This window comes from Pseudonocardia sp. TMWB2A (genome assembly GCF_017312135.1).
This window is the reverse complement of the sequence record NZ_QKQY01000002.1, coordinates 1,213,275-1,238,548: the sequence shown is the minus strand read 5'-3', so window position 1 is coordinate 1,238,548 and position 25,274 is coordinate 1,213,275. Positions and strand designations below refer to the sequence as shown.

Sequence of the window (25,274 nt, the reverse complement as noted above, 5' to 3'; positions counted from 1 at the left end):
CCGATGATCCGGCTGGAACAGCTCACCAAGCGCTACCCGGGGCAGGAGCGGCCCGCCGTCGACCGCCTGGACCTGGAGGTGCCGCGCGGCGAGCTCGTCGTGTTCCTCGGCCCGTCGGGCTGCGGCAAGACGACCACGATGAAGCTCATCAACCGGCTGATCGAGCCGACCTCGGGCCGGATCCTGCTCGACGGCGACGACGTCACCTCCGTCGACCCGGACCAGCTGCGCCGCCGGATCGGCTACGCCATCCAGCAGACCGGGCTGTTCCCGCACCGCACCGTCGCCGAGAACGTCGCGACCGTGCCGAAGATGCTCGGCTGGGACCGCCGCCGCACCGCCGAGCGCGTCGACGAGCTGCTCACCCTGGTCGGGCTCGACCCGGACGAGTTCCGCGGCCGCTTCCCCAAGCAGCTCTCCGGTGGCCAGCAGCAGCGCGTCGGCGTGGCCCGCGCACTCGGGGCGGGCCCCGAGGTGATGCTGATGGACGAGCCGTTCGGCGCGATCGACCCGCTGACCCGCGAGACCCTGCAGAACGAGCTGCTGCGCATTCAGGCCGAGCTCGGCACGACGATCGTGTTCGTCACCCACGACATCGACGAGGCCGTGAAGATGGGCGACCGGATCGCGGTGTTCGACGCGGGCTCCGGGGTGGAGCAGTTCGACACCCCCGAGAAGCTGCTGACCGAGCCCGCGAGCGAGTTCGTCGCCGACTTCGTCGGGGCGGGTGCCACGATCAAGCGGCTCACCCTGACCCGGGTCGGCGAGGTCGACGTGCCCGTCCGGCCGACGGTCGGGCGCGGCACGACCCGCGAGGAGCGTCTCGCCGCACTGCACGCGGGGGAGCACGAGTTCGTGCTGCTCCTCGACGACGACCGCCGCCCCCTGGGCTGGCTGCCCCGCGACGCCTCGGGTGACGTGCTCGACCACGGGCTGCCCGTCGTCACCCGGATCGGCCCGGACGACACCCTGCACACCGCGCTCGACGCGATGCTCGCCGGCAACGCGAACGCCGTGGCCGTCGTCGACGGCGACGGCGTGCACCGCGGCGTGCTCGACCTCGACACGATCCTCGCGACCGTGCACCGGCCCGCGGGCGCGGCCCCGGCCGGCCAGGACACCCGGAGCGTCGCCCGATGACCGTCACCGCCGCCCGCCCGGGCGCGACGACCGGGCCGCGGCCGGACGGGACCGCCCGCCCGGCCCGGCGGTGGGCGGCGCTGCTCGCCCGGCCGCTCGTGGTCGTCGTCGCGCTGACGACGCTGTACCTGGTCGTGTCCTCCCGCGAGCTCGACTCGATCGAGGCGCGCAGCCTCGACGCCGCCTACATCGCGAGCCGCACCTGGCAGCACGTCTGGCTGACCGCCGTCGTGTCGGTGCTGGTGCTGGTGATCGCGGTGCCGCTGGGCGTGCTGCTGACCCGGGAGGCCACCCGTCGCTTCGCCGGGCCGGTGCTGACCGTGGCCAACATCAGCCAGGCGATCCCGTCGATCGGTCTCATCGTGCTGTTCGCGGTGGCGTTCCTGACCCTGCCGGTCACCGTGATCGCGGTGCTCGCCTTCGTGCTCCACGGGATCCTGCCGATCGTCCGGAACACGATCGCCGGGCTGGAGCAGGTCGACCGCTCGGTGATCGAGGCGGCACGCGGGATGGGCATGACGCGCCGCGGCGTGCTGTTCTCCGTCGAGCTGCCGCTCGCGGTGCCGGTGATCCTGGCCGGCGTCCGGACCACGCTGACGATCACCACCGGCACCGTCGCGCTCGCGACGTTCATCGGCGCCGGCGGGCTGGGCGACATCATCTCCAACGGTCTGGCGTCCAACCGCACCCTCGTCCTGGTCACCGGCAGCGTGCTGGTCGCGGCGCTCGCGCTGCTCATCGACTGGCTGGCGGGCCTCGCCGAGGACGTCCTGCACCCGAAGGGGCTCTGAGATGACCACCCGTTTCCCGCGCCGCGCGCTGCCCGGCCTGCTCGCCGGGGTCGCGGCGCTCGTCTCGGGCTGCGGCGCCGCGGCCGCCGTCGCCGGCCCGTCGCCGCAGCAGCTGCGCGGCGGGTCCCTGGCCCGCGACGTCGACCTGTCCGGCGCCGAGCTGGCCGTCGGCTCGAAGGAGTTCACCGAGCAGCGGGTGCTCGGCGCGATCACCCTGCTCGCGCTGCAGGCCTGCGGGGCCCGCACCGTCGACCGGACCGGCCTGTCCGGCTCCACGATCGTCCGTGCGGCCCTGGAACAGGGCGACGTCGACGTCTACTGGGAGTACGCCGGCACCGGCTGGACGCTGTTCCTGGGCAACGACACGACCATCCCCGGTGAGCGGGCGCTCTACGACGCCGTCGCCGCCCAGGACCTCGAGCGCAACGACGTCGCCTGGCTCGGGCCCGCCCGCTTCGGCAACCAGTACGCCGTCGCCCGCCGCGGCGACGCCGACGGCCCGCTCGGTGAGGTCCGGACGCTGTCCGACCTGGGGCCCTACTTCGCCGCCGACGAGTCCCGGGCGACGTTCTGCGGGGCCGCGGAGTTCCTCGACCGCGAGTTCGCCGACATGCAGGCCGCCTACGGCATCACGTTCCCGGCCGCGCAGACCTACCAGAACGACTTCGCGCTGAACTTCGTCAACGTCGCCCGGTCCAGCCCGTGCGACCTCGCGGAGGTGTTCACGACCGACGCGCGGATCCGCTCGCTCGACCTCGTCGTGCTGGCCGACGACCGGAACTTCTTCACCACCCAGCTGGCCGCGCTGACCTGCCGGGCGGAGACCGTGGACCGGTACCCGCCGCTGCGGACGCTGGCCGCGACGCTGGGCGAGCTGCTCACCGTCGAGGTGATGATCGAGCTCAACGGGCTGGTCGACCTGGAGGGCCGCAGCGCCACGTCGGTCGCCCAGCAGTTCCTCGCCGGCCACGGCCTCATCGGGGCCTGACCCGCAGAACGCGCGACGGCCCGGTCCGCACAGTGTGCGTACCGGGCCGTCGCGAGGCGCTGGGGGAAGGTCAGCCGACCTTCTCGATCAGCGCGGCGCGCTGACGGTCGCCGAGGCCGGCGGCACGGCGCGACACGTCGATGCCGGCCTCCTCCATCACCTTGGAGACCTTCGCCGGGCCCCAGCCCGGGACGCTCTTGAGCAGGTCCGCGACCTTGGTCTTCCCGACGATCTGGTCGGTCTTCGCGCGACCCAGCACCGCGGGGATGGTCTCCTCGCCGCTGGCGATCTTGTCGCGGAGCTCCTTGCGGGCGGTACGGGCCGCAGCCGCCTTCTTGAGCGCCTCGGCGCGCTGCTCCGGGGTCAGGGTGGGCAGAGCCATCGCTGACAACTCCTCTCGGTTCACGCACCCCGCTCACCGGGGTGGACTGCCATCTCCGATCGCGGTACAGACTGGCAGAGACATCGCCACGACCTGCGGGAACCCCCTCTTCAGGGCGTGTCGGCCCTGTTCGGGGCCGTCCGTGGCGCTGCTCACCGCACCCGGGCGACCGCCCGTCGCACGACGCGGGGTCGGGACTGTTGCCGCAGGTCAGCGGCATGAAAACGCGAAAGCGGTGACGATGGGCTCACCCGTCGAGCACGGAGCGCAGTCCCGCGACGTCCCAGAGGGTCCGGACCTCGTCGATCCGGCCCTGCCGCACCCGCACCAGCTGCACCGCCAGCACCTCCGCCGCGCGCCCGGTGGGGGCGATCCCGGGCAGCAGCCACGGCAGCTCCCGGTCGTGGGTGAAGCCGACGCGGACCTCGTCGACCACCCGGCGGACGTCGACGGTGCGCGACACCCGGGTCCGGGTCAGCCCGGACGGCCGGGCCGCGGCGACGGCGGCCAGGTGCGCGGCGACCGCGTCCCGGCCGTGGCCCCCGGCGCCGGTCGGCAGCTCGGTCCAGCTCACATCGGTGGCCAGCGCCGCCGTCGCCGGACCGGGGTCGCCCGCGTCGTAGAGCGCGTCGGCCGCGGTGTCCCAGAGCCGTGCGATGTCGCGCATCAGGACCTGCATCGCCGGGGTCACCCGATCACGGTGCCACGCCCCGGCCCACCCGCGCACGCGACGACGCCCGGGGGCACATGCCCCCGGGCGTCGGTCGTGGTGCGTGGCCGACTCAGGCCGTGGCGGCCGGTCGCTCCTCGGGCGCGGGCGGCGTGCCGGGCGAGACCCGCGGGTCCAGCTCGGCGCGCTCGTCGGTCTTCTCGCCCAGCGGCTTCTCCGGGTCGACCGCCTTGTCGTAGGAGGCGGTGACGCTGATCAGCCGGTGCCCGCGGAAGCGGGCGTAGCGCAGCGACCGCAGCCAGTTGTAGAGCGTGCCGAAGCGGTTGCCCCAGCCGATCAGGAACATCACGTGCACGTAGCACCAGATGAAGTACCCGAGCCAGCCGGTGAGCTTGATGCCGCGGACGTCGGCGACGGCCTCGCGGGCGCCGATGGTGGCCATCGAGCCCTTGTCGAAGTACTTGAACGGGGCCGGGGTGGTGTCGTCGCCCTTCGCCCGCGCCTTGATCAGCTTGCCGACGTAGGTGCCCTGCTGCATCGCGACCTGCGCGACGCCGGGCAGCCGGTCGATGGTGGAGACCATGTCGCCGATCGCGAACACGTCGCGGCGGTCCGGCAGGCTGCAGTCCGGGTCGACGGTGAGACGGCCCGCGCGGTCCACCTCACCGCCGGAGGCCTTCGCCAGCAGCTCACCCAGCGGCGACGCCTGGACGCCCGCGGCCCACACCTTGGTGCGGGCGGTGATGCGCTCCTCGCCGTTCGGGCCCTTCACCGTGATGGAGTCGGCGTCCATCCCGGTCGCCATGGTGTTCAGGCGGACCTCGACGCCCTTCTTCTCCAGCGTCTTGCGCGTGTAGTTCTGCAGCTTCTTCGCGAACGGCGGAAGCACCGCCGGCGCCGCGTCGAGCAGGATGATCTTCGCGGAGCGGGTGTCGATCGACCGGTACTCACGCGGCAGCACGTACTGCGCCAGCTCGGCGAGCTGACCGGCGAGCTCGACGCCGGTGGGGCCGGCGCCGACGACCACGAAGGTCATCCACGCCTGCTTCTCCTCCTCGGTCGTCGCGACCTCGGCGAGCTCGTAGGCACCCAGGATGCGCGAGCGCAGCAGCCGGGCGTCCTCGATCGACTTCATGCCGGGCGCGTGCTCGGCCCACTCCGGGTGCCCGAAGTAGGCGTGCGTGGCGCCCGCGGCGACGACGAGGGTGTCGTAGGGCAGCACGATCCGCTGCCCGTCCGGCGCGGCCGCGTGGACGACCTTGGCCTCGAGGTCGATGTCGCCGACCTCGGCGAGCAGGGTGCGTACGTTGCTCTGCTTCTTCAGCACCCGGCGCAGGGCCGGGGCGATCAGGCCGGGGGACAGGATGCCCGTCGCCACCTGGTAGAGCAGCGGCTGGAAGAGGTGGTGGTTCGTGCGGTCGACGATCGTCACGTCGACATCGGCGCCCTTGAGCGCCTTGGCGGCCTGCACACCGCCGAACCCTCCGCCGACGATCACGACCTTGTGCCGGCCCTGCCGCTCGTCGTGCTCTGCCGTGCTCACCTGAGTCCGCCCCTTGTCGGTCGGTCCTGGCGCGGCGTCACCGCGCACCTGCTCGATGGCCGGTGTCGGTCCCCGCCTCCGGACCCTGAGTCCTGGTGTCGGCGGTGGACGGCGGCCGTCCTGGCCGGTCTCCGACCGTACGAACCCACGGCCGCCGGGGCAATTCGGATCGCTCCGGAAACGCCTTTCAGAGTCCGAACTCACACGGTGGGGGAGCGGAAGCCGGATGCGGGTTCGCACGACCGTGCGACGATGGGGCCCATGTGCGGGATCGTGGCGGCGTTCGGTGGACCCACGGCGTGGCCGGGCGGTGAGCCCGCCGACCCCGGGAAGTACGAGCGGATGCTCGCCCGGGTGGCGCACCGCGGGCCCGACGACACCGGCGTGCAGGTCGTGGGGAACACCTGGCTCGGCCACCAGCGCCTGTCGATCATGGACGTCAGCGGCGGGCACCAGCCGATGTCCGACGCCGCCCGCACCGCGTGGATCGTCGGCAACGGCGAGATCTACAACCACGAGCGCATCGCCAAGGCGTTCCCGGACGGCACGGTGCGCACCAAGTCCGACACCGAGGCCGCGCTGCACGCGGTGATGTGGGACGGCCAGGCCGCGGTCGCCTCCCTCAACGGCATGTTCGCCGTCGCCATGGGGCGCACCGACGGCGCCGGGCTCGTCGCCCGGGACCCGTTCGGCGTGAAGCCGCTGTACTGGGTGCCGCCGACCGAGACCGGTGGCGACGACGTCCCGTACACCGCGCCGGACCCCTCGGAGACGGTGCTGTTCGCCAGCGAGCTCCGCGCGTTCGACCCCGAGGACCGCCCGTACGTGCGTTCGTTCCCGCCCGGCTGTCTGTGGAGCCCGTCATCGGGGCTGGTGCGGTTCGCCGACGCCGTGCCGGTCGAGGTCCGCCCGGCGCGTCGCGCGATCCGCCCCGGCTGGGACGACGCGGACCTGTCCCGGGTGCGCGAGGCCGTGGTGTCCGCTGTCCGCCGCCGGATGATGTCCGACGTCGGTGTCGGCGTGTTCCTGTCCGGTGGCCTGGACTCGGCGCTGGTCGCGGCCATCGCCGCGCAGGAGGCCCGGGCCCGCGGCGAGCAGCTGCCCACCTTCGCCGTCGGGACCGCGGAGTCCGGTGACCTGATCGCGGCCCGCAAGGTCGCCGCGCACATCGGGTCGGACCACCACGAGATCCTGGTGACCCCCGAGGACATCGCCGAGGCCCTCGACCACGCCGTCGAGGTGATCGAGCACTACGACCCGGCCCTGGTCCGCAGCGCGGTGCCTAACCTGATCCTCGCCCGCGAGGCGGCGAAGAAGGTCAAGGTCGTGCTCACCGGGGAGGGCGCCGACGAGCTGTTCGCCGGCTACTCCTACATCCACGGACCCGAGTACGCCGACCCGGACACCCTGCAGGCCGAGCTGGTCCGCTCGCTGGAGCAGCTGCACCACCTCAACCTGCAGCGCTGCGACCGCACCACCATGTACTTCGGGCTGGAGGCCCGCGAGCCGTTCCTCGACTCCGGCCTGGTCCGGGCCGCGCTGGCGCTGCCGCCGGAGTGGAAGCAGTGCCCGGACGGCCGCCCCGAGAAGGCGATCCTGCGCGAGGCGTTCGAGGGCTGGCTGCCCGAGGACCTGCTGTGGCGCGGCAAGGAGCAGTTCGGCGACGGCTCCGGTGCCGGCACCGTGCTCGCCGAGCTGGCCGCCCGCAAGGCCGCCGCCGCGGCCGACGCCGGGGTGACCGACGGGGTGCCCGAGCACCCGTCCGACTCCTGGCCGCTGCGCAGCGAGGAGGAGGTCCTCTACCACGGGATCTGGCGCACCCACTTCGACGGGATCCGGCCGGACCACGTGCTCGGGGCGTTCGCGACGGCCTGAGCCGCAGGGCGGCCCCGGGTCAGCCCCGGGCCGCCCGGTCGGCGCGGGACGCGTCGGCGAGCTCCTTCAGGCCGGGGGTGTCGTGGCCGTCGCCCCAGCTGTCCGGATCCCACAGCCCGGCCGCGGTCAGCGCACGGCCGCAGTGCACGTAGGCGTCGTGCACGTCGACCAGCAGCGCCAACGGCGGTGGCCGGTGGGCCGCCGGGCCCTGGGCGTCGGCGTCTGACGGCCCCCACAGCGCCAGCACCTCGGGGTCCCGGGTGACCCGGGCCCGGCCGTGCACGCGCAGCACGTGGGCCGAGCGCGGCACGCAGAACGTCAGGCCGACGCCGTCGCGGGCGAGCAGGTTGCGCATGCTGTCGACGCGGCGGTTGCCCGGCCGTTCCGGGACGGCGAGGCGGCGACCGCCGTCGAGGACCCGCACGGAACCGGGTGCGTCGCCGCGCGGGGTCACCGTCACGGTGCCGTCGGGGGCGGTGGTGCCGAGGAAGACCAGAGGCGACGCGGCGACGAACCGGGCGGCGACCTCGTCGACCCGGTCGGTGGACTTGCCCGCGACCAGCGGGTGCGGCTCCGCGACGACGGCGCGCAGCTCCTCCTCGGTCCGGATCCCGGAACCGTCGGCCGCGCCGGTGCCCGGTGCGGCGAGCGGGTGGTGCCGGCCGGCCGGGACGACCATCGGGGTGCCCGCGACCGGGTCGGGCACCACCCGCGACTCCATCCCGAACACCCGGCGCACCAGGTCGGCGGTCATCGTCGTCGCGGGCGGGCCCTGCGCGACGATCGCGCCGTCGGCCATCGCGATCAGGTGGTCGGCGTAGCGGCAGGCAAGGTTCAGGTCGTGCAGGACGACGACGACCGTGCTGCCCCGCTCCCGGTTCCGGTCGACGAGCAGGTCCAGCACCTCGACCGCGTGCGGCAGGTCCAGGAACGTGGTCGGCTCGTCGAGCAGCAGCGCCCCGGTGTCCTGGGCCAGCACCATCGCGATCCACACTCGCTGGCGCTGACCGCCGGACAGCTCGTCGACCGGGCGGTCGGCCAGCTCCAGCACCCCGGTCGCGCGCATCGCGTCGGCGACGGCGGCGTCGTCGGCGTCGCCGCGGCCGCCGAACCAGCCCTGGTGCGGCGACCGGCCGCGTTCCACCAGGTCGGCGACGGTGATGCCGTCCGGGGCGGTCGGGGACTGGGGCAGCAGCCCGAGCCGCCGGGCCAGCTCGCGGCCGGGCAGCGTCCGGAGGTCGGTGCCGTCGAGGCGCACGGTCCCGGCGGCCGGGGCGACGATGCGGCCCAGCCCGCGCAGCAGGGTGGACTTGCCGCAGGCGTTCGGGCCGACGATCACGGTGATCCGGCCGGGCGGGACGTGCACGGTCAGACCGTCGACGACGACGCGCTCGTCGTAGCGCAGGACCAGGTCGTCGGCGTCCAGCGCGGGCCCGGCGGGGGCGGTGGCGGGCGTGGTCACGGGATTCCTCCGGTCCGGGAGCGGGCGAGCAGCCACAGCAGGTAGGGGGCGCCGATCGCGCCGGTGACGACGCCCGCGGGCAGCGCGACCTCGGCGATCAGGGTGCGGGCGACGACGTCGGCGAGCAGTACCAGTGCGGCCCCGACCCCGGCGGCGTGCGGCAGCGACGCCCGCCCGGGGCCGGCGAGCCGGGCGGCGAGCGGCCCGCTGACCAGCGCGACGAACGAGACCGGCCCGGCCGCGGCGACCGCGGCGGCGACCAGCAGGACGGCCACCGCCAGCAGCGCGGCCCGGGCCCGGCCGACGGGCAGCCCGAGCGCGGTCGCGGTGTCGTCGCCGAGCTCCAGACGGGGCAGCGCGCGGGCCAGCAGCAGCCCGGCCGGGACGAGCACGGCGCAGGCGAGCGCCAGCGGGACGGCGGTGGACCAGCCGGTCTCGGTGACGCTGCCGGTCAGCCAGACCAGCGTCTGCTGCGCCGTGGTCAGCGACGCGGTGATCATCAGGTAGGAGACGACGGCCATCGCCGCCGACCCGATCCCGACCCCGACCAGCACGAAGCGGGTGCCGCCGAGGCCGTCGCGGCGGGCCAGGACGCTGATGAGCAGCGCCGCCGCGACGGCGCCGACGACCGCGCCGGCCGAGGTCCCGGTGACGGACAGGCCGAGCACGACCGAGGCGGTGACCGCACCGACGGCGGCACCGGCACCCACGCCGATCACGTCCGGGCTGGCCAGGGTGTTGCGCAGCACCCGCTGGAACAGCGCCCCGGCCAGGCCGAGCGCGGCGCCGACCAGCAGCGCGGTCAGCGCCCGCGGCATCCGCAGCCGCAGCACCACCAGCTCGGTGCGCGGCGTGCCGATCCCGGCCAGCGCGGCCAGCACGTCGCCGGGGCCGAGGCCCTGCGCGCCGACCGAGAGGGAGGCGACGAACGCGGCGAGCGCGGCCGCGGCGACGGCGAGCCCGGCCGTCGCGCGCCGGCGCCGGGACCGGGCCCGGATCCGGCGCAGCACCGCGGTGGGGTCGTCGCCGAGGGTCGCGGCGGTCATCGCAGGAACCTCCGCCGCCGGACCAGCGCGACGAACAGCGGGGCGCCGACGACGGCCGTCACCACCCCGGCCTGGACCTCGCCGGGCGGGGTGACGATCCGCCCGAGGACGTCCGCGGCCAGCAGCAGGACGGGCCCGGCGAGCGCCGCCAGCGGCAGCACCACCCGGTGGTCGGTCCCGGCGAGGCGGCGCACCAGGTGCGGCACGGCCAGCCCGAGGAAGGCGATCGGTCCGGCGGCGGCGGTCGCCGCCCCGGCCAGTACGACCAGGGCCACTCCGCACACGGCACGGTCGGTCCCGACCGCGCGGCCGAACGACCGGGCGACGTCGTCGCCGAGCGCCAGCGCGTTGAGCCGCGGCCCGCAGGTCAGGGCCAGTGCGAGCCCGGCGGCGACGAACGGCGCGGCCTGCGCGGCGATCCCCAGGTCCCGCCCGGCGACCGAGCCGACCTGCCAGAACCGGTAGTCGTCGAAGGCCTGGGGGTCGGTGAGCAGGAACAGGGTGGTGATCGACTGCAGGCCCGCGGCGAGCGCGGCGCCCGCCAGGGCCAGCGTCGCGGGGGAGACGCTGCCGCGCCGGCCGATCCCGGCCACCCCTGCGACGACGACGGCCGCCACCGCCGCCCCGGCGAAGCCGAACCAGACGTAGCCGGTGAGGGTGTCGACGCCGAGCAGCGCGATCCCGAGCACGACGGCGAGCGCGGCGCCGGTGTTGAGCCCGAGGATGCCGGGCTCGGCGATCGGGTTGCGCGTCATGCCCTGCGCGAGCACCCCGGCCACGCCGAGCGCGGACCCGGCGAGGACCGCCAGCACCGTGCGCGGCAGCCGCACCTCGGTGACGACGAGCGCCTCCGGCGAGGTCCGGTCGACGGCGCCGGTGAGCACGTCGAACACGAACCCGGGCGCGAGCGGCCGGGCCCCGACCAGCAGGCTCAGCGCGGCCACGGTCAGCAGCGCAGCGGCCAGGCCGGCCGCGGCGGGCCACCGCCGGCGCCGCACGGTCGCGGGTGCGCCCGGCGGGGGCGGGACGGGGGCGGTGGTCGCCGGGGCGGTCACCGCGCCTTCGCCGCCGCGTCCGCGAGCGGGCCCACGGTGCGGTCGAGGGCGTAGCGCCAGCCGTCGACCGAGGCACTGGAGAAGGCCTGGGACACGTCGCGGTCCGACAGCAGCACGCCGCGCCCGGCGGCCACCGACGGCACGGCCCGCCACAGCGGGTCGGCCGCGATCTCGGAGGTGTCCTTCGAGATCGCCTGCATGACGGTGACGTCGGCGTCGAGCAGGTTCATCCGCTCGCGGGAGACGGGGACGGAGAAGCCGTCGGTGCGCTGCGAGGCGATCTGCGGGGCGTTGACCATGCCGAGCTCGGACAGGAACGCGATCCGCCCGGAGTCACCGGTGTAGGCGGCGTACTCGCCGAGGGTGTTGCGGGCCCCGGATACGACGGTGGCGCCCTGCAGCTGCGGGTGCTGTGCCCGGGCGTCGGCGAAGCGCTGCTCCAGGTCGGCCTGCGCGCGCGCCGCCTCCTGCGGCTTCCCCAGGGCGGCGCCGACCATACGGAGCTGGTCGCGCCAGGTCGTCTTGTAGTTCTCGGCGCCGGCGGGGATGCCGACCACCGGGACGCCGAGCTGGGTCAGCCGGTCGTGGCGGTCGCGGGCGCCGGACGCCCGGGTGTCCAGGACGAGGTCCGGGTCCAGCGCAGCGACGGCCTCCAGGTCGACCTCGAGCGTGCCGAGGATCTGCGGCGGGGTGGTGTAGCGGGCCTGCACCCACGGCCCCAGGCCGTCGCCGCCGACGGCCAGCCAGTCCGCGGCCCCGACCGGCTCGATGCCCAGGGCCAGTGCGGTCTCGGCGTCGCTCCACCCCAGGGCGACGACCCGGCGGGGCTGCTCGGGGACGGTGACGTCGCCGAACGCGGTCGGGATCGTCACCGGGAACGCGCCGTCCCCGGACGGAGCCGTCCCGGGCGCGGGCGCGGGTCCCGGTGAGCCGCATCCGGCCAGCACCATCAGCACGGTGAGCAGACCGGCGAACAGGGGGAGCGTTCGACGCACAGTAAGGGCCGCCTTTCCACTGAACAGGTGACCCTCACTTCATCATCCCGGGTGCGGCGAACGGAAGAGCGGACCGCAGCCGTCTGCGCCACAACTGCCGCAGGGCGGCCCCGGTACGGCGGGCCCGGCGGCAGGGGCTCAGTTCTGGTCGGGGCGGAGGCCGTCGACCTGGTCGGAGCCGGAGACCCCGGTCGAACCGGTCGCGGACGGGTCCTGCGACGTGCCGGGCTCGCCCCCGGCGGGGACGTCGGCCGCACCGGTCGCGGCGCAGGACTCCTCGACCGACTGCGGCAGGGCCGCGGCGGGGTCGGGGGTCGGCGACGCGCTCGCCGAGGACGACCGCGACGACTCCGTGCTCGGGGACGGCTGCGTCGTCGGGGCGGCGAGCGCCGGGGCGGTCCCGGGCGCCGGCTCCGGGGCCGGGTCGGCGATGGCGTTGCGGACGACCTCGCGCATGTAGGAGACGTCGGGGTCGGCGGTGACGAAGTAACCCGTCGAGGAGTTCGGGTCCGGCAGCGACGGGTCGAACGCGACGCTCTCCAGCCGGAACCCCTCGTCGGCCAGGACGGCCAGCGCGGGCAGCACCTGCTGGGGCATGTCGGTGGCGACGTTGTCCCGGGTCACCGCGGCGATGCTCTGGAACCGGGAGATCAGCTCGGTCGCGGTCGTCTGCGAGATGACGGCCTGGATCAGGCAGCGCTGGCGGCCCATCCGCTGGTAGTCGGTGCCGTCGCGGCGGGAGCGCGCGAACCACAGCGCGTCCTCGCCGCCCAGGGTCTGCACCCCGGGGCTGATGTAGCGGTCCGGGGTGACGTGCCTGCCGAACGCGGTGACGCCGCCGACCGGGATCGGCTCGGGCCCGACGTTCACGGTGACCCCGCCGACGGCGTCGATCATCGAGGAGAACCCGGCCATGTTGACCTCGAGGTAGTAGTCCAGCGGCAGGCCGGTCATGTACGCGATCGAGGACTGGAGCAGGTTGATGCCCGGCGACGACGTCGGCCCCGACGGCGCGATCTCGGGGTGCTGCTGGGCGTAGGCGTAGATGGCGTTGAGCAGGTAGTCGCCCGACAGCGGCTGCGACGGGTCGTGGAAGCCGTTCGGGAACTTCTCCGCGGCCGGGCTGCCCGGCGGGAACTCGGCCCGCTGGATGTTGCGGGGCAGGCTGAACAGCGTCGTCCGGCCGGAACGGGTGTCGATGCTGGCGACCATCATGGTGTCGGTACGGGTACCGGTCCGGTCGTCGCCGGCGTCGCTGCCCAGCAGCAGCACGTTCAGCCGGGGCTTGCCCAGCGCCTCGGCCGCCGAGGTCCCACCGCCCTGGAACAGCGAGTTCAGCAGCCCGCGCTGGGAGTTCACCAGCTCGACGCCGTAGCCGAAGGGCACCGCGACGGTGAGGCACAGCAGGGCCGCGGTCCCGGTGCCGAGGATCTTCCGGCCGAGTGGCATCCCGCGCGGCCGGGCGAGTGCGTAGGTCCGCGCGACCTGGGCGATCCAGGCGATCCCGGCGACCACCAGCGCGCCCGCGATGACGGTCAGCGTGGTCGTCGACAGCAGGTTCTGGAGCAGCGTCGAGCGGCGGGCCAGGAGCACCAGCGCCGCCAGCCCGACGACGATCGCGACCAGCGTGCCGAGGATCAGCCCACCGGTACGACGGCGGCGCAGCGCGAGGTGTCCGCTGCCGGGCACCAGGGTGGATGCCGCGGTGAGGCCGAGCGCGGCGGCGAGGGTGCGCCGCGCGGGGTCGGGTGCGGCCGACGGGCCGGCGGGCGGGGACAGCGTGGTGTCCTCGTCGCGCGCGTCGCCGCGGCGACCCCGGGCCTTCGCCACGGAGCCTCCCGCCGCTGCGGACCCTGCTGCGGCGGTGCCCGCCGCGGCACCGGCGGCGAGGCCGGTGTGCGGCGGCCGCCGGGGAGCGGAACGTGCGGTGTCGCGCGGGGCCTCCGGCGCGGACCCGCCCGGACCTGCCGGGCGTGCGTCGGCGGGGCGTCCCTGCGGGCCGTCCGGTCGGCCGGTGTCGGGGCGGCCGGGGGTGCCGTCCGGGCGGACGGCACCGGACGGCCGCGCACCGGAGGGCGCCGCGGTGGCGCCGCCGGGCTGCCCGGTCGCGGCGGGACGGCCCGGTACGGCCTGCGGGCCGGTGTCGGGCCGGCCGCCGGAGCGCGGGTCGGGACCGCCGGGACGGGTCTCACCGGGGCGCCGGGGGCCACCCGGCGGCACCGACGCCGGACCCGCCTGGCCTGGACCCGACTGACCCGGACCGCTCGGCACCGCGGGGCCCCCGGGGCGCGACGGTGCGTCCGGGCGCGAACCCGCGGGCGCGGACGCACCGGCACCACCGGGCACGGGGCCACCGGACACGGCACCACCGGGACGGCCGCCGGGCACCGCGCGACCGGGACGGTCGCCGGGTGCGGCGCCACCGGGTGCGGCGCCGCCGGGCACTGCGCCACCGGACGCTGCGCCGCCGGAGACAGGGCCACCGGGACGGTCGCCGGGCCGGCGCGGCACGATCGGCAGCTCACCGCTGAGCCGGGCCGCGCGGTCGCGCTCCTCCGGCGGGGCGTCGGGCTCGGACGCGCGGTGCCGCCGGTGCTCCGCGGCGGTGTCCGGCCGGCCGGGGACCTTCACGGTCTCACCGATGCCACGACGGGTCGCGCGGATGGAACGGATGTCGGTGGGCCTGCTGTCGCTGTGCCCACCACGGCCCGGGGTCTCGTCCCGGGTCGAGCGGGACGACCAGGCGGCGGCCCGCCGGGCCGCGGCCCGGGCCTCGCGCTCGCGCCGGGGGAGCCAGGACTCGTCCTCGGCGGGGCGCCCGGCACCGTCCGGCGGGCCGGGGGGCCTGCCACCGGGACGCGCCGCGGGACCGGTCCCGGGGCGCGGGTCACCGGCGGGCGGGCGTGGCGCACCGGGGGCGGGCGGACCGGGTCGTCGCCGGGGGCCCGACGGCTGCTCCTGGGGAGGCCTGCCGGACTGCGGGGGTCTGCGGTCGCCGGGCCTGCCGGACTGCGGGGCCGGGGGCCCGGCGGGGCCGGGCGGGGGTGCGGCACCGCCACGGGCGGACGGCGGCGGGGTGTCGCGACGGTCGTTCGGCGGCGGGGTCTCACCGCGGTCCCGGGGCGGGGTGCCGCGCCGGGCCTCGTCCCGCAGGTGCGGGCGGTCGTCGCGGCGGGCGCGCTCGGGAGGGCCGGGTCGTCGTGGCCGGTCCGGACCGGTGGGGCGGGAGCCCTCCTGCGGTCGTTCGTCCACCCGGGGCACCCCCTTCACTGGTCGGCACGGGCGGGGTGGCCGTGCCGCGCGGAGGAGCCGCGGCACGTGCCTGCGCACCCGGCGGCGACGACGGCGCTCGGGTCCCGGTGAGGGTACTTGCCGTGATCACGATCTCGGTGAGCGGCCACCCACCCCGGTGGGTGGCGCCGGACAGGGTGGACATACCCGTCACTGATACGACACGAAGACGGGTGACTCGGGCCGGACGGCGTAGGTCTCGCGCGGGGTGAAGGTCGGCCTGTCCTCGTCGATGAAGTTCTTCCAGCCCCACCACAGACCCGGCGGACGGGGTGCGGCGTGCAGCGCGTTCCAGGTCTCGGTCTTCTCCTGGCGGGTGCCGTAGCCGTCGGCGTGCAGCACGGTCGCGAGCTCGCGGTGGGAGGTGACCACGGTCTGCCGGTCGGAGATCATCGAGACCCGGAACTGGTGGATCAGGAACACCTTCTGCGGCAGCTTCTTCTCCCGCACCAGCCCGGCCAGCCACTCCGAGGTCCGGTTGATCTCGGCCGCGGTCACCGAGCCGACCTGCACGCCGTGGCGCTGGCCCGGCTTCAGCCGCCACTCGGGGTCGAGCGCGAGCCCGACGTGCGGCTGCGCGAGCAGCTCGGCGTAGCGCTCGGCCTGGGTCAGGAAGTCGGTGGTCCCGGGCTGCAGGTCCAGCACCACGTAGACGCCGGCCTTCCCGGCCTGCTCGACCCACGGCCGCAGCTCGTCGACGCTCATCTCCGCCGAGTAGTCGCCGTCCGGGCCGGGGGCGCGGTCGGCGACCGTCGTGATGATCTCGAACGCCGGCACGACGGGCTCGCGCACGAGCGGCTGGAAGTCGGCGGCGAGGTCCTTCGCGCGGGCGATCGAGCGCGGCAGGTCCTGCTCGCCGAGGACCCCCATCGACGGGGTGCCCGGGTGGCCGTAGAGCGCGGCCATCCGGCGGCCCGGGAAGACCTCGGTGCCACCACCGGGAAGCTCCGGCACCGCGGGCGCGGCGGAGGTGGGCGCCGGCCGCGCGGGGGACGGCGGGGCGGCCGGGGCCGGGGCGGGGGCGGCGGCGCTCGCGGAGCAGCCCGCGACCAGCGCGCACGCGGTCAGCAGCGCCACGAGCAGCGCAGGCGGACGCGTGCGACGCGCGGGGCGGCGACGGTTCGTGACGGACAGGACGTGCGAGGACTCACCCGAGATGGACACCGGTCACCAGGCTAGGCGACAGGATCGCGCACGGCAGTACGGACGGTGACCGGGCGTGTCGGCCACGCGACGGGCCGTGACCCGCCGCGGTCGTGAGCCCCGCGTCAGCGCGGGACGACGGGTCCGTCCGGGCCGTCCTCGGGCCCGCGCTGCGGACGCGGCGGACGTCCCCGCAGGATCCGCTTGAGGCCCGCGGTGTGCCGCCGGCTGACGGGCAGCTCGACCGCACCCGGCCCGTTGCCGAGGCGGACCACGTACCCCGACCCGGACATGCGCAGCTCGGTGATGAGCGGCAGCGACACCAGGTAGGCGCGGTGGATCCGCACGAACCCGGCCTCGCCCCAGCGGTCCTCCAGCACCGAGACCGGGATCCGGACCAGGTGGCTGCCCTCGTTGGTGTGCAGCCGGGCGTAGTCGCCCTGGGCCTCGACGAACCGGATCGAGGAGCGGGGGACGAGCTTCGTGGTGCCGGCCAGCTCGACCGGCACCACCTCGTCGTCGGTGGTCGCGGCGGGGGCGCCCCGGCGGGCGGCCGCGGGGTCGGGCCTGCCGCCCTGCTCGGCGCCGTGGCGCGGCGGCGCCGGGGGTGGGCCGGGGGCGGCCCGGCGGGCCGCGCGCAGCGCCATGGTGCGGTCCAGCGAGCCGGACAGCCGCTCGGTGCGCAGCGGCTTGAGCAGGTAGTCGACGGCGCCGACCTCGTAGGCGTCGACGGCGCGGTCGTCGTGGGCGGTCACGAACACCACCGGCGGCGGGTCGGCCATCGCGTTCAGCACCCGGGCGAGCTCCAGGCCGTCGAGGCCGGGCATCCGGATGTCGAGGAACACGACGTCGACGGTCGGGGTGTTCGCGTCGGCCTGCGAGCCGTGCAGGATGCGCAGCGCCTCGGTGGCGTCCGGTGCGGTCAGCACGGTCGCGACCCGCTGGTCCTCGCCGAGCAGGTGCGCCAGCTCGAGCAGGGCCGGTTCCTCGTCGTCGACGGCGAGCACGGTGAGCCGTGTCCCCGCCGCGGCGGCAGGCGGTGGTTGCGGCGGCTCCGGGGCGCGGAGCTGTCCCGGGACCCCGATGGGCCGGTGGTTGCTCGCGGCGCCGTACCCGGGCTGCAGCACGTGGCCGACCGGGCCGGCGGGCGTCGCGCCCGAAGCGTGCCCACCCCGCGCGTGGCTGTACACGGCTCCTCCTTGCCGCGGGCACACCGCCCGCTGACCGGTGACTGCGGGCACACCGTATCGAGACAGCGGAGCGTCACCGACGGCCGGTCCGGCCTCTCGTTCCACACGATCCGGGGTGGGCCGTCGGAGTGGACGTGACAGCGGAGCGTCACGAGTCGTGGCAGCCGGTCGTGGACGCGGTGCGTCCTCCGGCCGTGGGACGGGCCGGGGACGGCGTCGTGGCTGGTCGGGCGGAGGGTCGTTCCCCCGCCGATCGGACGGGCTGCGGGCGGGTGCCATTGTGGCACTCGGTGCCGAAACGCTACCGTGCCGTGAGACCCGCCACGTGGGACCGTCTCGTACCCGGTCGGCGTGTCGGACCGGCCGCGACCGACGGTGGCCGGGCGCAAACCTCCGACTGCGAAGGGGCAGGCATGGCGAGCACGAAGGACTGGTTCGAGACGGTCGCGGAGGCACAGCGACGGGCGCGCAAGCGTCTGCCGAAGTCGGTCTACTACGCGCTGGTCGCCGGCGCGGAGCAGGGGATCACGCTGGCGGACAACGTCGCCGCCTTCGACGAGCTCGGCTTCCGCCCGCACATCGCGGGGCTGCCGCCGCAGCGGGACCAGAAGACCACCGTGATGGGCCAGGAGATCGACTTCCCGGTCCTGATCTCGCCGACCGGCGTCCAGGCCGTCGACCCGGAGGGCGAGGTCGCCGTCGCGCGGGCGGCGCACAGCTCCAACATCCAGAACCCGCTCAACCCCGACCAGACCGTGTCGACGGCGATGGGCCTGTCGTCGTTCGCGTCCCGCTCCGTCGAGGACGTCTGTGCCGTCCACGACAAGGTCTTCTTCCAGGTCTACTGGGCCGGGTCCAAGGAGGACATTCTCGAGCGCGCCCTGCGTGCGAAGCGGGCGGGCGCCAAGGGCCTCATCGTGACCCTGGACTGGACCTTCGCCACCCGCCGCGACTGGGGCAGCCCGCCCATCCCGGAGAAGGTCGACGTCAAGGCCGCGCTGCAGTTCGCGCCCGAGATGATCACCAAGCCGCGCTACCTGTTGGACTGGGCGAAGTCCGGGAGGATCCCGGACCTGAAGGCCCCGAACATGGCGCCCCCCGGCGGCGGTGACGCCCCCACCTTCTTCGGCGCCTACGGCGTCTGGTGGACGACCCCGCTCCCGACCTGGGACGACATCGCCTGGCTCCGCGAGAAGTGGGGTGGCCCGTTCATGGTCAAGGGCATCATGCACCCCGACGACGCCCGTCGCGCCGTCGACGCGGGCGCCACCGCGGTCTCGGTGTCCAACCACGGCGGCAACAACCTCGACGGCACCCCGGCCGCGATCCGGGCGCTGCCCGCGATCGTCGATGCCGTCGGGGACCAGGTCGAGGTCGTGATGGACGGCGGCATCCGCCGCGGCGCCGACGTCGTCAAGGCGCTCGCGCTCGGTGCCCGCGCGGTCCTGATCGGCCGCGCCTACCTGTGGGGCATGGCCGCGCAGGGCGAGCGCGGGGTCACCAACGTCCTCTCGATCCTCTACAAGGGGATCGACGAGGCGCTGCTGGGGCTGGGCAAGAAGTCGATCCACGAGCTCTCCCGCGACGACCTGATCGTCCCGGAGAACTTCACCCGCGTCTCGAAGCTCTGAGACACCCGGTGGTGCGGGGCCCGGCGCGACCGGGCCCCCGCACCACCGCCTGCTCACAGCGGGTACGTGACCCGGGTCAGCTCCTCGGCGCGCTCCCAGAGCGCCCGCTGCATCCGGCGGTCGTGCGAGGCCGCCGTGGACCCCACCGGACGCGGGTTGCCGCGTGCCTCGCCGATCCCGTCGGGTCCGATGTAGGCACCGCCCGGCAGGTCCGGCACGGTCGCCGCGAACAGCGTCGGCAGCGCGCCCATCGGCGCCGGCTGGGCGACCAGCGGGGTGAACACCGACATGATCGTGTCCTGGAAGGACTCGGTGCGCCCCATGAGGTTGGTGGAGGACAGGCCCGGGTGGGCGGCCATCGACCGCAGCCGCGACCCGGCGGCGACGAACCGGTGCTCCAGCTCGTAGGCGAACATCAGGCAGGCGAGCTTGGACTGGCCGTAGGCGGTCCAGCGCTCGTAGCGGCGGCGCTCGAAGTTCAGGTCGTCGATGCCGATCCGGCCCATCCGGTGGGCGAGGCTGGACAGCGTCACGACGCGTTCGGTGATCCGGTCGGCCAGCAGCCCGGTGAGGGCGAAGTGGCCGAGGAAGTTGACCCCGAGCTGGGTCTCGAAGCCGTCCGCGGTGCGGGAGAACGGCACCGCCATCAGCCCGGCGTTGTTGACCAGGACGTCGGCGGTGCCCTCGAACCCGGCGGCGAACTCGCGGACCGAGGTGAGGTCGGCCAGGTCGAGCCGGCGCACCGACGCCGCCCCGCCGAGCTCGGTGGCGATCTCCTCGCCGCGCGTGGTGTTCCGCACGGCCAGCACGACGCGTGCACCGGCGTGCACCAGGGCCCGGGCGGTCTCCAGCCCGAGCCCGCTGGTGGCGCCGGTGACGATCACGGTCCTGCCCTGCTGGGGCGGGATGTCCGCCGTCGTCCAGGGGGCGGGTGAGGTCCGGAACACGGGGTGACTCCTTCACGGGGAACGGGTGTCCAGGTCTACCCGCTCCGGCCGGGTCCCACCCGCCCGCACCCCGGAGGGGTCAGCCCGCCACCTCGGCGGCCGGCCGGTCCCGCCGGGCCGCGACCAGGGCGTCGACGAGCAGGAAGAGGATCAGCGAGACCCCCAGCACCGGCAGCACCAGCCCGGCCGCCACCGCGGCCAGCCCGACCAGCGCCACCGCGGCGGGGGAGGGCCGCTCGCGGGACCCGGGCGGCCCGGCGAGCGCACGCGACCCGTCCGGCCGGGTCGGCCTGCGCAGCCACCACATCCGGTAGCCCCACACGACCAGCACGACCACGGCCGACGCGAGCGCGGCGAGCGCGACCAGGTTGACGGTGCCGAACAGCAGGCCCATGTGCGCGTCGATGCCCCAGCGGGCGAGCTTCGCCGCGACCGGCCAGTCCGCGAAGGCGAGCCGGTCGGTGATCGTCCCGGTCGCCGGGTCCACCGCCACGGAGTCCTGCTGCGACGGCCAGCTGCGCACGGTCTGCTGGACCTTCCAGGCCTCCCCGGCCTCGCCCGGGGTGAGCTCGACCGGTCCGACGAGGCCGTCGGCGCGCGCGGCGTCGAGGACCCGCTGGGCGACGGCAGGGACCGCCCGCGGGGCGACCGGTGCCGTCGCGGCACCCGTCACGGGCGCGGCCGCGTCGCCACCGGCGGCGGGCAGCGTGCTGCTGACCGACGGCGTCGTCCAGTCCAGGGCGGTGCGCAGCGCGCCCACGTTGGCCCCGGCGAACTGCGACCAGGTCAGGCCGGTCGCGGCGAGGAACAGGAACCCGACCGAGGCCCAGACGCCCACCGCGCCGTGCCAGGACCGCAGCCGCGACCGCGACGACCCGCCGGTCCGCGGCAGCAGCCGTTCCCGGCGTCGTCGTACCCGGCGGGTCACCTGCACCACGAGGCCGGACAGGGTGAGCACGGCCAGCCAGGACGCCGCGAGCTCGGTGTAGACCTGCCCGGGGGCGCCCAGCTGCAGCGAGCGGTGCAGGTTGTCGATCACGCCGCGGGCGGGGAGCCACTCGGCGTAGGTGTCGAGGGTGGCCCGCACCTGCGCGGTGTACGGGTCGACGAACACGGTGCGGCTGTAGCTCTCGGGCAGGTCGGCGTCGAACGACACCCGGGTCGTCGCGCCGGGCTCGCGCGACGGCCGGATCTCGGTGACGGGCAGGCCGGGCTGGGTCGCGACGGCCGCCTCGACCTGCCGGGACAGCGGGAGCTCCGGGCCGCTGACCGGGGCGGTCAGCGCGTCGGCGTACATCCAGCGCTCGATCGGTGGCGACAGCGTGTAGAGCAGCCCCGTCAGCGCCGCGACCAGCAGGAACGGGCCGACGAACAGGCCCGCGTAGAAGTGGATCCGGGTGACGAGGCCCTTCAGGCCCCGGAACAGCGGGGGCCGCTCCGGCGGCGGGACGGGCGCCCCGGGCCGGGTGTCGAGGCCGGCGCTCACCAGCCCGCCACCATCGCCGCGAGCATGACGACCATGCCGACGCTCATCGCGGCGTGGCAGGCGGCGTCCGAGCGCGCGCCGAGCCGGCCCGCCGGCCGCGCGGGCGCCCCGACCCGCTCGGCGAGCGCGGTGGTCGCCCCCGCCGCCCCCGCCGCCTCGGCCGGCACCGGCTGCGCGGCCTGCGCGGCCTGCGGGGCCGCCGCGGGGTCGGCGCAGTCGCAGGCGGCCAGGTCGGTCGCCTCAGCGGCCGTGGACGCGTCGTCGGGGGTCAGCGGGTCCCCGGCGTCGCGGTCGTGGCTCAGCGCGCGGGCACCCCAGTAGCCGGCGGCGGCCAGCAGCACGGCGCACAGCGCCACGGTCACCGCGACCGCCCATCCGGCCGGGCCCGCGGCGTGGGCCGTCCCGGACATGTCCATGGTGTCGCCGCCGTGGTGGGCGTGGGCACCGCCGCCGCCCGCGGCCGCCACCGGCGAGGCCATGATCAGCGGCATCGCGGCGAGCATCCAGACCATCGCCGCGGCCATCAGCGCGTGCGCCGCGCCCGCGACCCGCCCCGACGGCCCGCAGGGCACCCCGCGCGACGCGGTGACCAGGAAGAACACGCCCAGCACGCCGAACAGGACGATCTGGGTCCACAGCCCGGCGCTGCCGTACCAGGTCCAGGTCATGACGACCATCGCCGCGCTCATCAGCAGGTGCGCGAGCTCCGCGGTGCGGTGCGCGGCGGAGCGGCGCTCCGAGACCGCGGCGGCCCAGCGGGCCAGTGCGTAGGACCCGGTGGCGGCGAACACCGCCGTCAGGGCCCAGGCCAGCGGCAACGACGAGATCACAGGTACTCCTCGGGGGCGGGGGAGGTGCGGGGGCGCACGCCGGAAGTGGTCGCCGGCGGGGCCCGTCCGGTTCCCGCCCGTACCGGTCCGGTGGGTGCGACGCCGGTCACTCCCGTCGTGACCGTCGGACGGCGGTGGTCGGGTGGCATGCGGCCGGATGCCGCGGCGGTCGGGGCGGCGGCAGGGTGGGACGCGTCGGGTGCGGCGCGGCCTCAGGGGCGGGCGGCGCGCCGGACGCCGGATGCGGGCGCCCCGGCGGTCCCGGTCCCGTCCTCGCCGAGCGCGCGCAGCAGGTCCTCGCGGGCCCGGGCGACCCGGGACCGGATGGTGCCGACCGGGCAGCCGCAGACCTGCGCGGCCTCGGCGTAGCCCAGGTCCAGGACCTGGGTCAGGACGAACGCCTCGCGACGGTCGTCGGGCAGCGCGTCGACCAGCGTCCGCAGCAGGACGGCCTCCTGCGCGCCGGTGCGGGGCACCGCGCGCTCCAGCACCTCCTGGGTGTCCTCGCCCAGGTCCCGCACGCGGGGCCGGCGGACCGCGGTGCGCACCGCGTCGACGGCGACCCGGCGGGCGACCGACAGCAGCCAGGTGCGGGCGGTGGAGCGGCCCGCGAACGAGGGCAGCGACCGCAGGGCCCGCAGGAACGTCTCCTGCGCGAGGTCCTCGGCGTCGTCGCGACCGGCGAGGTGGACGAGGAAGCGGTGGACGTCGACCTGGGTCGCCCGCACGAACTCCGCGAGCGCGGCGGTGTCACCGGCACCCGCGGCCAACGCCCACGCCGTCACGGTGGCGTCGTCGTGGCGTTCGGGCACGCTGGTCACGGTAGCCGTCGGCCGTGCGGGGCAGAAGCCCGACCCGGTCACCGTCCGCTCCGTGGGAACACGGTGTGTGACCGGATCGATGCTGTCCGGACGCTACCGTCGCGGAGTGTCCGACATGTGGGTCAGCTGGTCCGGGGGCAAGGACGCGGCGACGGCGCTGGCCGCCGCGCGACGGGCCGGAACGCGGGTGACCGGGCTGCTCAGCACCGTCACGGCCGGGCCCGGTGGCGCGGAGATCGCGGTGCACGGCGTGGGCGCCGCGCTCGTCGCCGCCCAGGCCGACGCGCTGGGCCTGCCGCTGCACCGGGTGGAGCTGCCGCCGTCGTGCCCGGACGGGGAGTACCGGGCCCGGCTGCGGGCCGCGCTCGCGCCGGCCGCCGCGTCCGGTGTCACGGGGCTGGTGCACGGCGACCTGGCGCTGGCCGACGTCCGTGCGTTCCGAGAGGAGGTCCTCGACGGCACCGGGCTCACCGGGGTGTTCCCGCTGTGGGGCGCGGCGACCGGCGCGCTGGCCGCCGGGATGCTCGACGCCGGGCTGCGGGCGGTCGTCGTCGCCGTCGACCCGGACCGGGTCCCCGCGCGGCTCGCCGGGGCCGCCTTCGACGCGGAGTTCCTGGCCGCGCTGCCACCGGGAGTGGACCCGTGCGGGGAGAACGGCGAGTTCCACACCTTCGTCACCGACGGGCCGGGGTTCGCCCACGAGGTGCCGGTCGCGGTCACCGGCACCGTCGCCCGCGACGGCCACGTGCAGGCCGTGCTGGCCCCGGCCGGCTGAGACCGGGCCGGGGCCGCCGGGCGGCTCAGCCCGCGGTGCGGGAGGCGAGCAGCCGGAACGCCGGCGTCGGCAGCTCGGGGGCGAGGTCGACCACACAGGTCCGGGCCAGGATCTCCAGGGTGCCCGGGCAGGCGCCGGGGCCGTGGTCGATCTCGGTGCCGTTCGCCGCGTACGGGTCGAACCCCGGGTGCAGCGGGTTGCGGGCCCGCAGCGAGCGCCAGTTCGTGTAGACGTGCCGGCCGGTGTCGATGAGCCGGTGCACGCCGCGGCGGGCACCGAACTCCGCCGCCTCCTCGGGGGTCCGGAAGGCCAGAGCCAGGCCGGCGGCGTTCGCCGGGTCGTGGTGCGGCACCGGCTCCAGGTCGCGCCCGATCCGGTCCGCCAGCGCCGACAGCATGATGTCGCGGTGCCGCCCGCGCCGGGCGATCTGCGCCCGCAGACCGGCCAGCTGCGGACGCAGCACCGCCGCGGACAGCTCGGGCATCCGAAGGTTGACCCCGACGATCAGGTCCGCGTCGGCCCCGGCGAATCCGGCGCGCTCGTAGCTGCCGACGTCGTGGTACATCGACGCCCGCTCGAACAGCTTCGGGTCCCGGGTGACCAGGGCGCCGCCCTCGCCGGAGCGGATGTTCTTGTGCTGGTTGAAGCTGAAAGCCCCGGCGTGGCCGATCGACCCGGCCGGGCGCCCCCGGTAGGTGACGCCGATGGCCTGGCAGGCGTCCTCGATCACGACGAGGTCGTGGGCGGCCGCGACGTCCATGATCGCGTCCATGTCGGCGACGTGGTTGAGCATGTGCACCGGCAGCACCGCCCGGCTGCGCGGGGTGATCCGGTCCTTGAGGTCGGCCGGGTCCATCGTGAGCGAGGCGTCGACCTCGACCAGGACCGGCACGGCGCCGACGGCGAGTGCCGCGGCGGCCGTCGACACCCAGGTGTAGGCGGGGACGAGCACCTCGTCGCCGGGGCCGACCCCGGCACCGACCAGTGCCGCGACCAGGGCGCTGGTGCCGCTGTTGACGGCCAGCGCGTGCGGGGTCCCGAGGAACCCGGCGAGCTCGGACTCGAACCGTGCGACCTCCGAGCGGTCGCCCCCGGTGAAGCGTCCCAGCTCCCCGCGCCCGAGGACCCGGACCGTCGCGGCCATCCCCCGTGCGGTCGTCGCCATGGCGGCGAGTCCCATACCGTGCTCCTCCGGATGCGAACCGTGTGAACC

The 25,274-nt window shown here is 75.7% G+C and carries 21 protein-coding genes; 6 read left to right on the top strand and 15 right to left on the bottom strand.

The genetic code is table 11. The features are described 5' to 3' along the window. The first annotated feature begins 3 nt into the window (after positions 1-3). Genes DMP17_RS20195 through DMP17_RS20185 form a run of 3 tightly spaced genes read left to right on the top strand, consistent with a single transcriptional unit; the run spans position 4 to position 2,919 of the window. On the top strand, positions 4-1,140 hold the full coding sequence (locus DMP17_RS20195; protein WP_226356664.1) for an ABC transporter ATP-binding protein: 1,137 nt from the start codon (positions 4-6) through the stop codon (positions 1,138-1,140). Then, complete coding sequence (locus tag DMP17_RS20190; RefSeq protein ID WP_073575474.1) at positions 1,137-1,931, top strand: ABC transporter permease; 795 nt, start codon at positions 1,137-1,139, stop codon at positions 1,929-1,931. The genes DMP17_RS20195 and DMP17_RS20190 overlap by 4 nt, the downstream gene beginning before the upstream one ends. A 1-nt stretch (position 1,932) precedes the next feature. After that, positions 1,933-2,919, top strand: coding sequence for a glycine betaine ABC transporter substrate-binding protein (locus DMP17_RS20185; RefSeq protein ID WP_226366808.1), 987 nt, complete (start codon positions 1,933-1,935; stop codon positions 2,917-2,919). A 70-nt stretch (positions 2,920-2,989) separates the two neighbouring features. Here the strand turns inward: DMP17_RS20185 and mihF are convergent, their stop codons facing one another. The 3 genes from mihF to DMP17_RS20170 form a co-directional block, all read right to left on the bottom strand. Further along, positions 2,990-3,301, bottom strand: coding sequence for an integration host factor, actinobacterial type (mihF, locus tag DMP17_RS20180; protein WP_020621796.1), 312 nt, complete (start codon positions 3,299-3,301; stop codon positions 2,990-2,992). Positions 3,302-3,548: 247 nt separating this feature from the next. Beyond that, positions 3,549-3,992, bottom strand: a complete 444-nt coding sequence (locus DMP17_RS20175) for an ester cyclase (protein WP_226355578.1) — start codon at positions 3,990-3,992, stop codon at positions 3,549-3,551. Positions 3,993-4,083: 91 nt separating this feature from the next. Then, positions 4,084-5,514: an NAD(P)/FAD-dependent oxidoreductase gene (locus DMP17_RS20170; protein ID WP_226355579.1), complete on the bottom strand. Its 1,431-nt coding sequence runs from the start codon at positions 5,512-5,514 to the stop codon at positions 4,084-4,086. A 261-nt stretch (positions 5,515-5,775) separates the two neighbouring features. On the opposite strand from DMP17_RS20170, the gene asnB reads away from it, so the two are divergent. Next, a complete protein-coding gene (asnB, locus tag DMP17_RS20165) occupies positions 5,776-7,389 on the top strand; it encodes an asparagine synthase (glutamine-hydrolyzing) (RefSeq protein ID WP_337830302.1) in 1,614 nt (537 codons plus the stop codon). Between the two features lie 19 nt (positions 7,390-7,408). Here asnB and DMP17_RS20160 read toward each other — a convergent pair whose 3' ends face one another. From DMP17_RS20160 to DMP17_RS20130, 7 genes are all read right to left on the bottom strand, one after another. Beyond that, a complete protein-coding gene (locus DMP17_RS20160) occupies positions 7,409-8,851 on the bottom strand; it encodes an ATP-binding cassette domain-containing protein (RefSeq protein WP_337830301.1) in 1,443 nt (480 codons plus the stop codon). Further along, positions 8,848-9,897, bottom strand: coding sequence for a FecCD family ABC transporter permease (locus tag DMP17_RS20155; RefSeq protein ID WP_337830300.1), 1,050 nt, complete (start codon positions 9,895-9,897; stop codon positions 8,848-8,850). The genes DMP17_RS20160 and DMP17_RS20155 overlap by 4 nt, the downstream gene beginning before the upstream one ends. Next, entirely contained in the window at positions 9,894-10,952 is a 1,059-nt protein-coding gene (locus DMP17_RS20150; protein WP_337830299.1) for a FecCD family ABC transporter permease, read from the bottom strand. Before DMP17_RS20150 ends, DMP17_RS20155 begins: the two co-directional genes overlap by 4 nt. Then, the gene (locus DMP17_RS20145; protein ID WP_226355583.1) at positions 10,949-11,947 is read right to left on the bottom strand and encodes an ABC transporter substrate-binding protein; all 999 of its coding nucleotides are present in this window, start codon (positions 11,945-11,947) and stop codon (positions 10,949-10,951) included. Before DMP17_RS20145 ends, DMP17_RS20150 begins: the two co-directional genes overlap by 4 nt. Before the next feature lie 138 nt (positions 11,948-12,085). Next, entirely contained in the window at positions 12,086-15,199 is a 3,114-nt protein-coding gene (locus DMP17_RS20140; protein ID WP_337830298.1) for an LCP family glycopolymer transferase, read from the bottom strand. Between the two features lie 189 nt (positions 15,200-15,388). Beyond that, positions 15,389-16,402, bottom strand: a complete 1,014-nt coding sequence (locus DMP17_RS20135) for a hypothetical protein (protein WP_337830297.1) — start codon at positions 16,400-16,402, stop codon at positions 15,389-15,391. A gap of 104 nt (positions 16,403-16,506) precedes the next feature. Further along, on the bottom strand, positions 16,507-17,388 hold the full coding sequence (locus DMP17_RS20130; protein ID WP_226356667.1) for a LytR/AlgR family response regulator transcription factor: 882 nt from the start codon (positions 17,386-17,388) through the stop codon (positions 16,507-16,509). 596 nt (positions 17,389-17,984) lie between these two features. On the opposite strand from DMP17_RS20130, the gene mftD reads away from it, so the two are divergent. Then, positions 17,985-19,202, top strand: coding sequence for a pre-mycofactocin synthase MftD (gene mftD / locus DMP17_RS20125; protein WP_226355585.1), 1,218 nt, complete (start codon positions 17,985-17,987; stop codon positions 19,200-19,202). 53 nt (positions 19,203-19,255) lie between these two features. Here mftD and DMP17_RS20120 read toward each other — a convergent pair whose 3' ends face one another. The 4 genes from DMP17_RS20120 to DMP17_RS20105 all read right to left on the bottom strand — a co-directional run bounded on the left by DMP17_RS20120 (position 19,256) and on the right by DMP17_RS20105 (position 23,277). Beyond that, a complete protein-coding gene (locus DMP17_RS20120; RefSeq protein ID WP_226355586.1) occupies positions 19,256-20,149 on the bottom strand; it encodes an oxidoreductase in 894 nt (297 codons plus the stop codon). Positions 20,150-20,228: 79 nt separating this feature from the next. Continuing rightward, positions 20,229-21,635 carry a PepSY-associated TM helix domain-containing protein gene (locus tag DMP17_RS20115; RefSeq protein ID WP_337830296.1) on the bottom strand — a complete coding sequence of 469 codons (1,407 nt, stop codon included), beginning with the start codon at positions 21,633-21,635 and terminating at the stop codon, positions 20,229-20,231. After that, the gene (locus tag DMP17_RS20110) at positions 21,632-22,465 is read right to left on the bottom strand and encodes a DUF5134 domain-containing protein (protein WP_226355588.1); all 834 of its coding nucleotides are present in this window, start codon (positions 22,463-22,465) and stop codon (positions 21,632-21,634) included. Before DMP17_RS20110 ends, DMP17_RS20115 begins: the two co-directional genes overlap by 4 nt. A gap of 212 nt (positions 22,466-22,677) precedes the next feature. Further along, positions 22,678-23,277, bottom strand: coding sequence for a sigma-70 family RNA polymerase sigma factor (locus DMP17_RS20105; protein ID WP_062404298.1), 600 nt, complete (start codon positions 23,275-23,277; stop codon positions 22,678-22,680). A gap of 124 nt (positions 23,278-23,401) precedes the next feature. On the opposite strand from DMP17_RS20105, the gene DMP17_RS20100 reads away from it, so the two are divergent. After that, entirely contained in the window at positions 23,402-24,061 is a 660-nt protein-coding gene (locus tag DMP17_RS20100) for an ATP-binding protein (RefSeq protein WP_337832705.1), read from the top strand. 25 nt (positions 24,062-24,086) lie between these two features. Here the strand turns inward: DMP17_RS20100 and DMP17_RS20095 are convergent, their stop codons facing one another. Next, positions 24,087-25,241 (bottom strand): DegT/DnrJ/EryC1/StrS family aminotransferase, encoded by a 1,155-nt coding sequence (locus DMP17_RS20095; RefSeq protein WP_226355589.1) that lies wholly within the window; start codon positions 25,239-25,241, stop codon positions 24,087-24,089. Between the last annotated feature and the right edge of the window lie 33 nt (positions 25,242-25,274).

Bases quoted from the DNA above. Each gene is read 5' to 3' on its own strand.
- DMP17_RS20195 (WP_226356664.1), top strand. From the start codon at position 4: ATGATCCGGCTGGAACAGCTCACCAAGCGCTACCCGGGGCAGGAGCGG.
- DMP17_RS20190 (WP_073575474.1), top strand. From the start codon at position 1,137: ATGACCGTCACCGCCGCCCGCCCGGGCGCGACGACCGGGCCGCGGCCG.
- DMP17_RS20185 (WP_226366808.1), top strand. From the start codon at position 1,933: ATGACCACCCGTTTCCCGCGCCGCGCGCTGCCCGGCCTGCTCGCCGGG.
- mihF (WP_020621796.1), bottom strand. From the start codon at position 3,301: ATGGCTCTGCCCACCCTGACCCCGGAGCAGCGCGCCGAGGCGCTCAAG.
- asnB (WP_337830302.1), top strand. From the start codon at position 5,776: ATGTGCGGGATCGTGGCGGCGTTCGGTGGACCCACGGCGTGGCCGGGC.
- DMP17_RS20155 (WP_337830300.1), bottom strand. From the start codon at position 9,897: ATGACCGCCGCGACCCTCGGCGACGACCCCACCGCGGTGCTGCGCCGG.
- mftD (WP_226355585.1), top strand. From the start codon at position 17,985: ATGGCGAGCACGAAGGACTGGTTCGAGACGGTCGCGGAGGCACAGCGA.
- DMP17_RS20100 (WP_337832705.1), top strand. From the start codon at position 23,402: ATGTGGGTCAGCTGGTCCGGGGGCAAGGACGCGGCGACGGCGCTGGCC.
- DMP17_RS20095 (WP_226355589.1), bottom strand. From the start codon at position 25,241: ATGGGACTCGCCGCCATGGCGACGACCGCACGGGGGATGGCCGCGACG.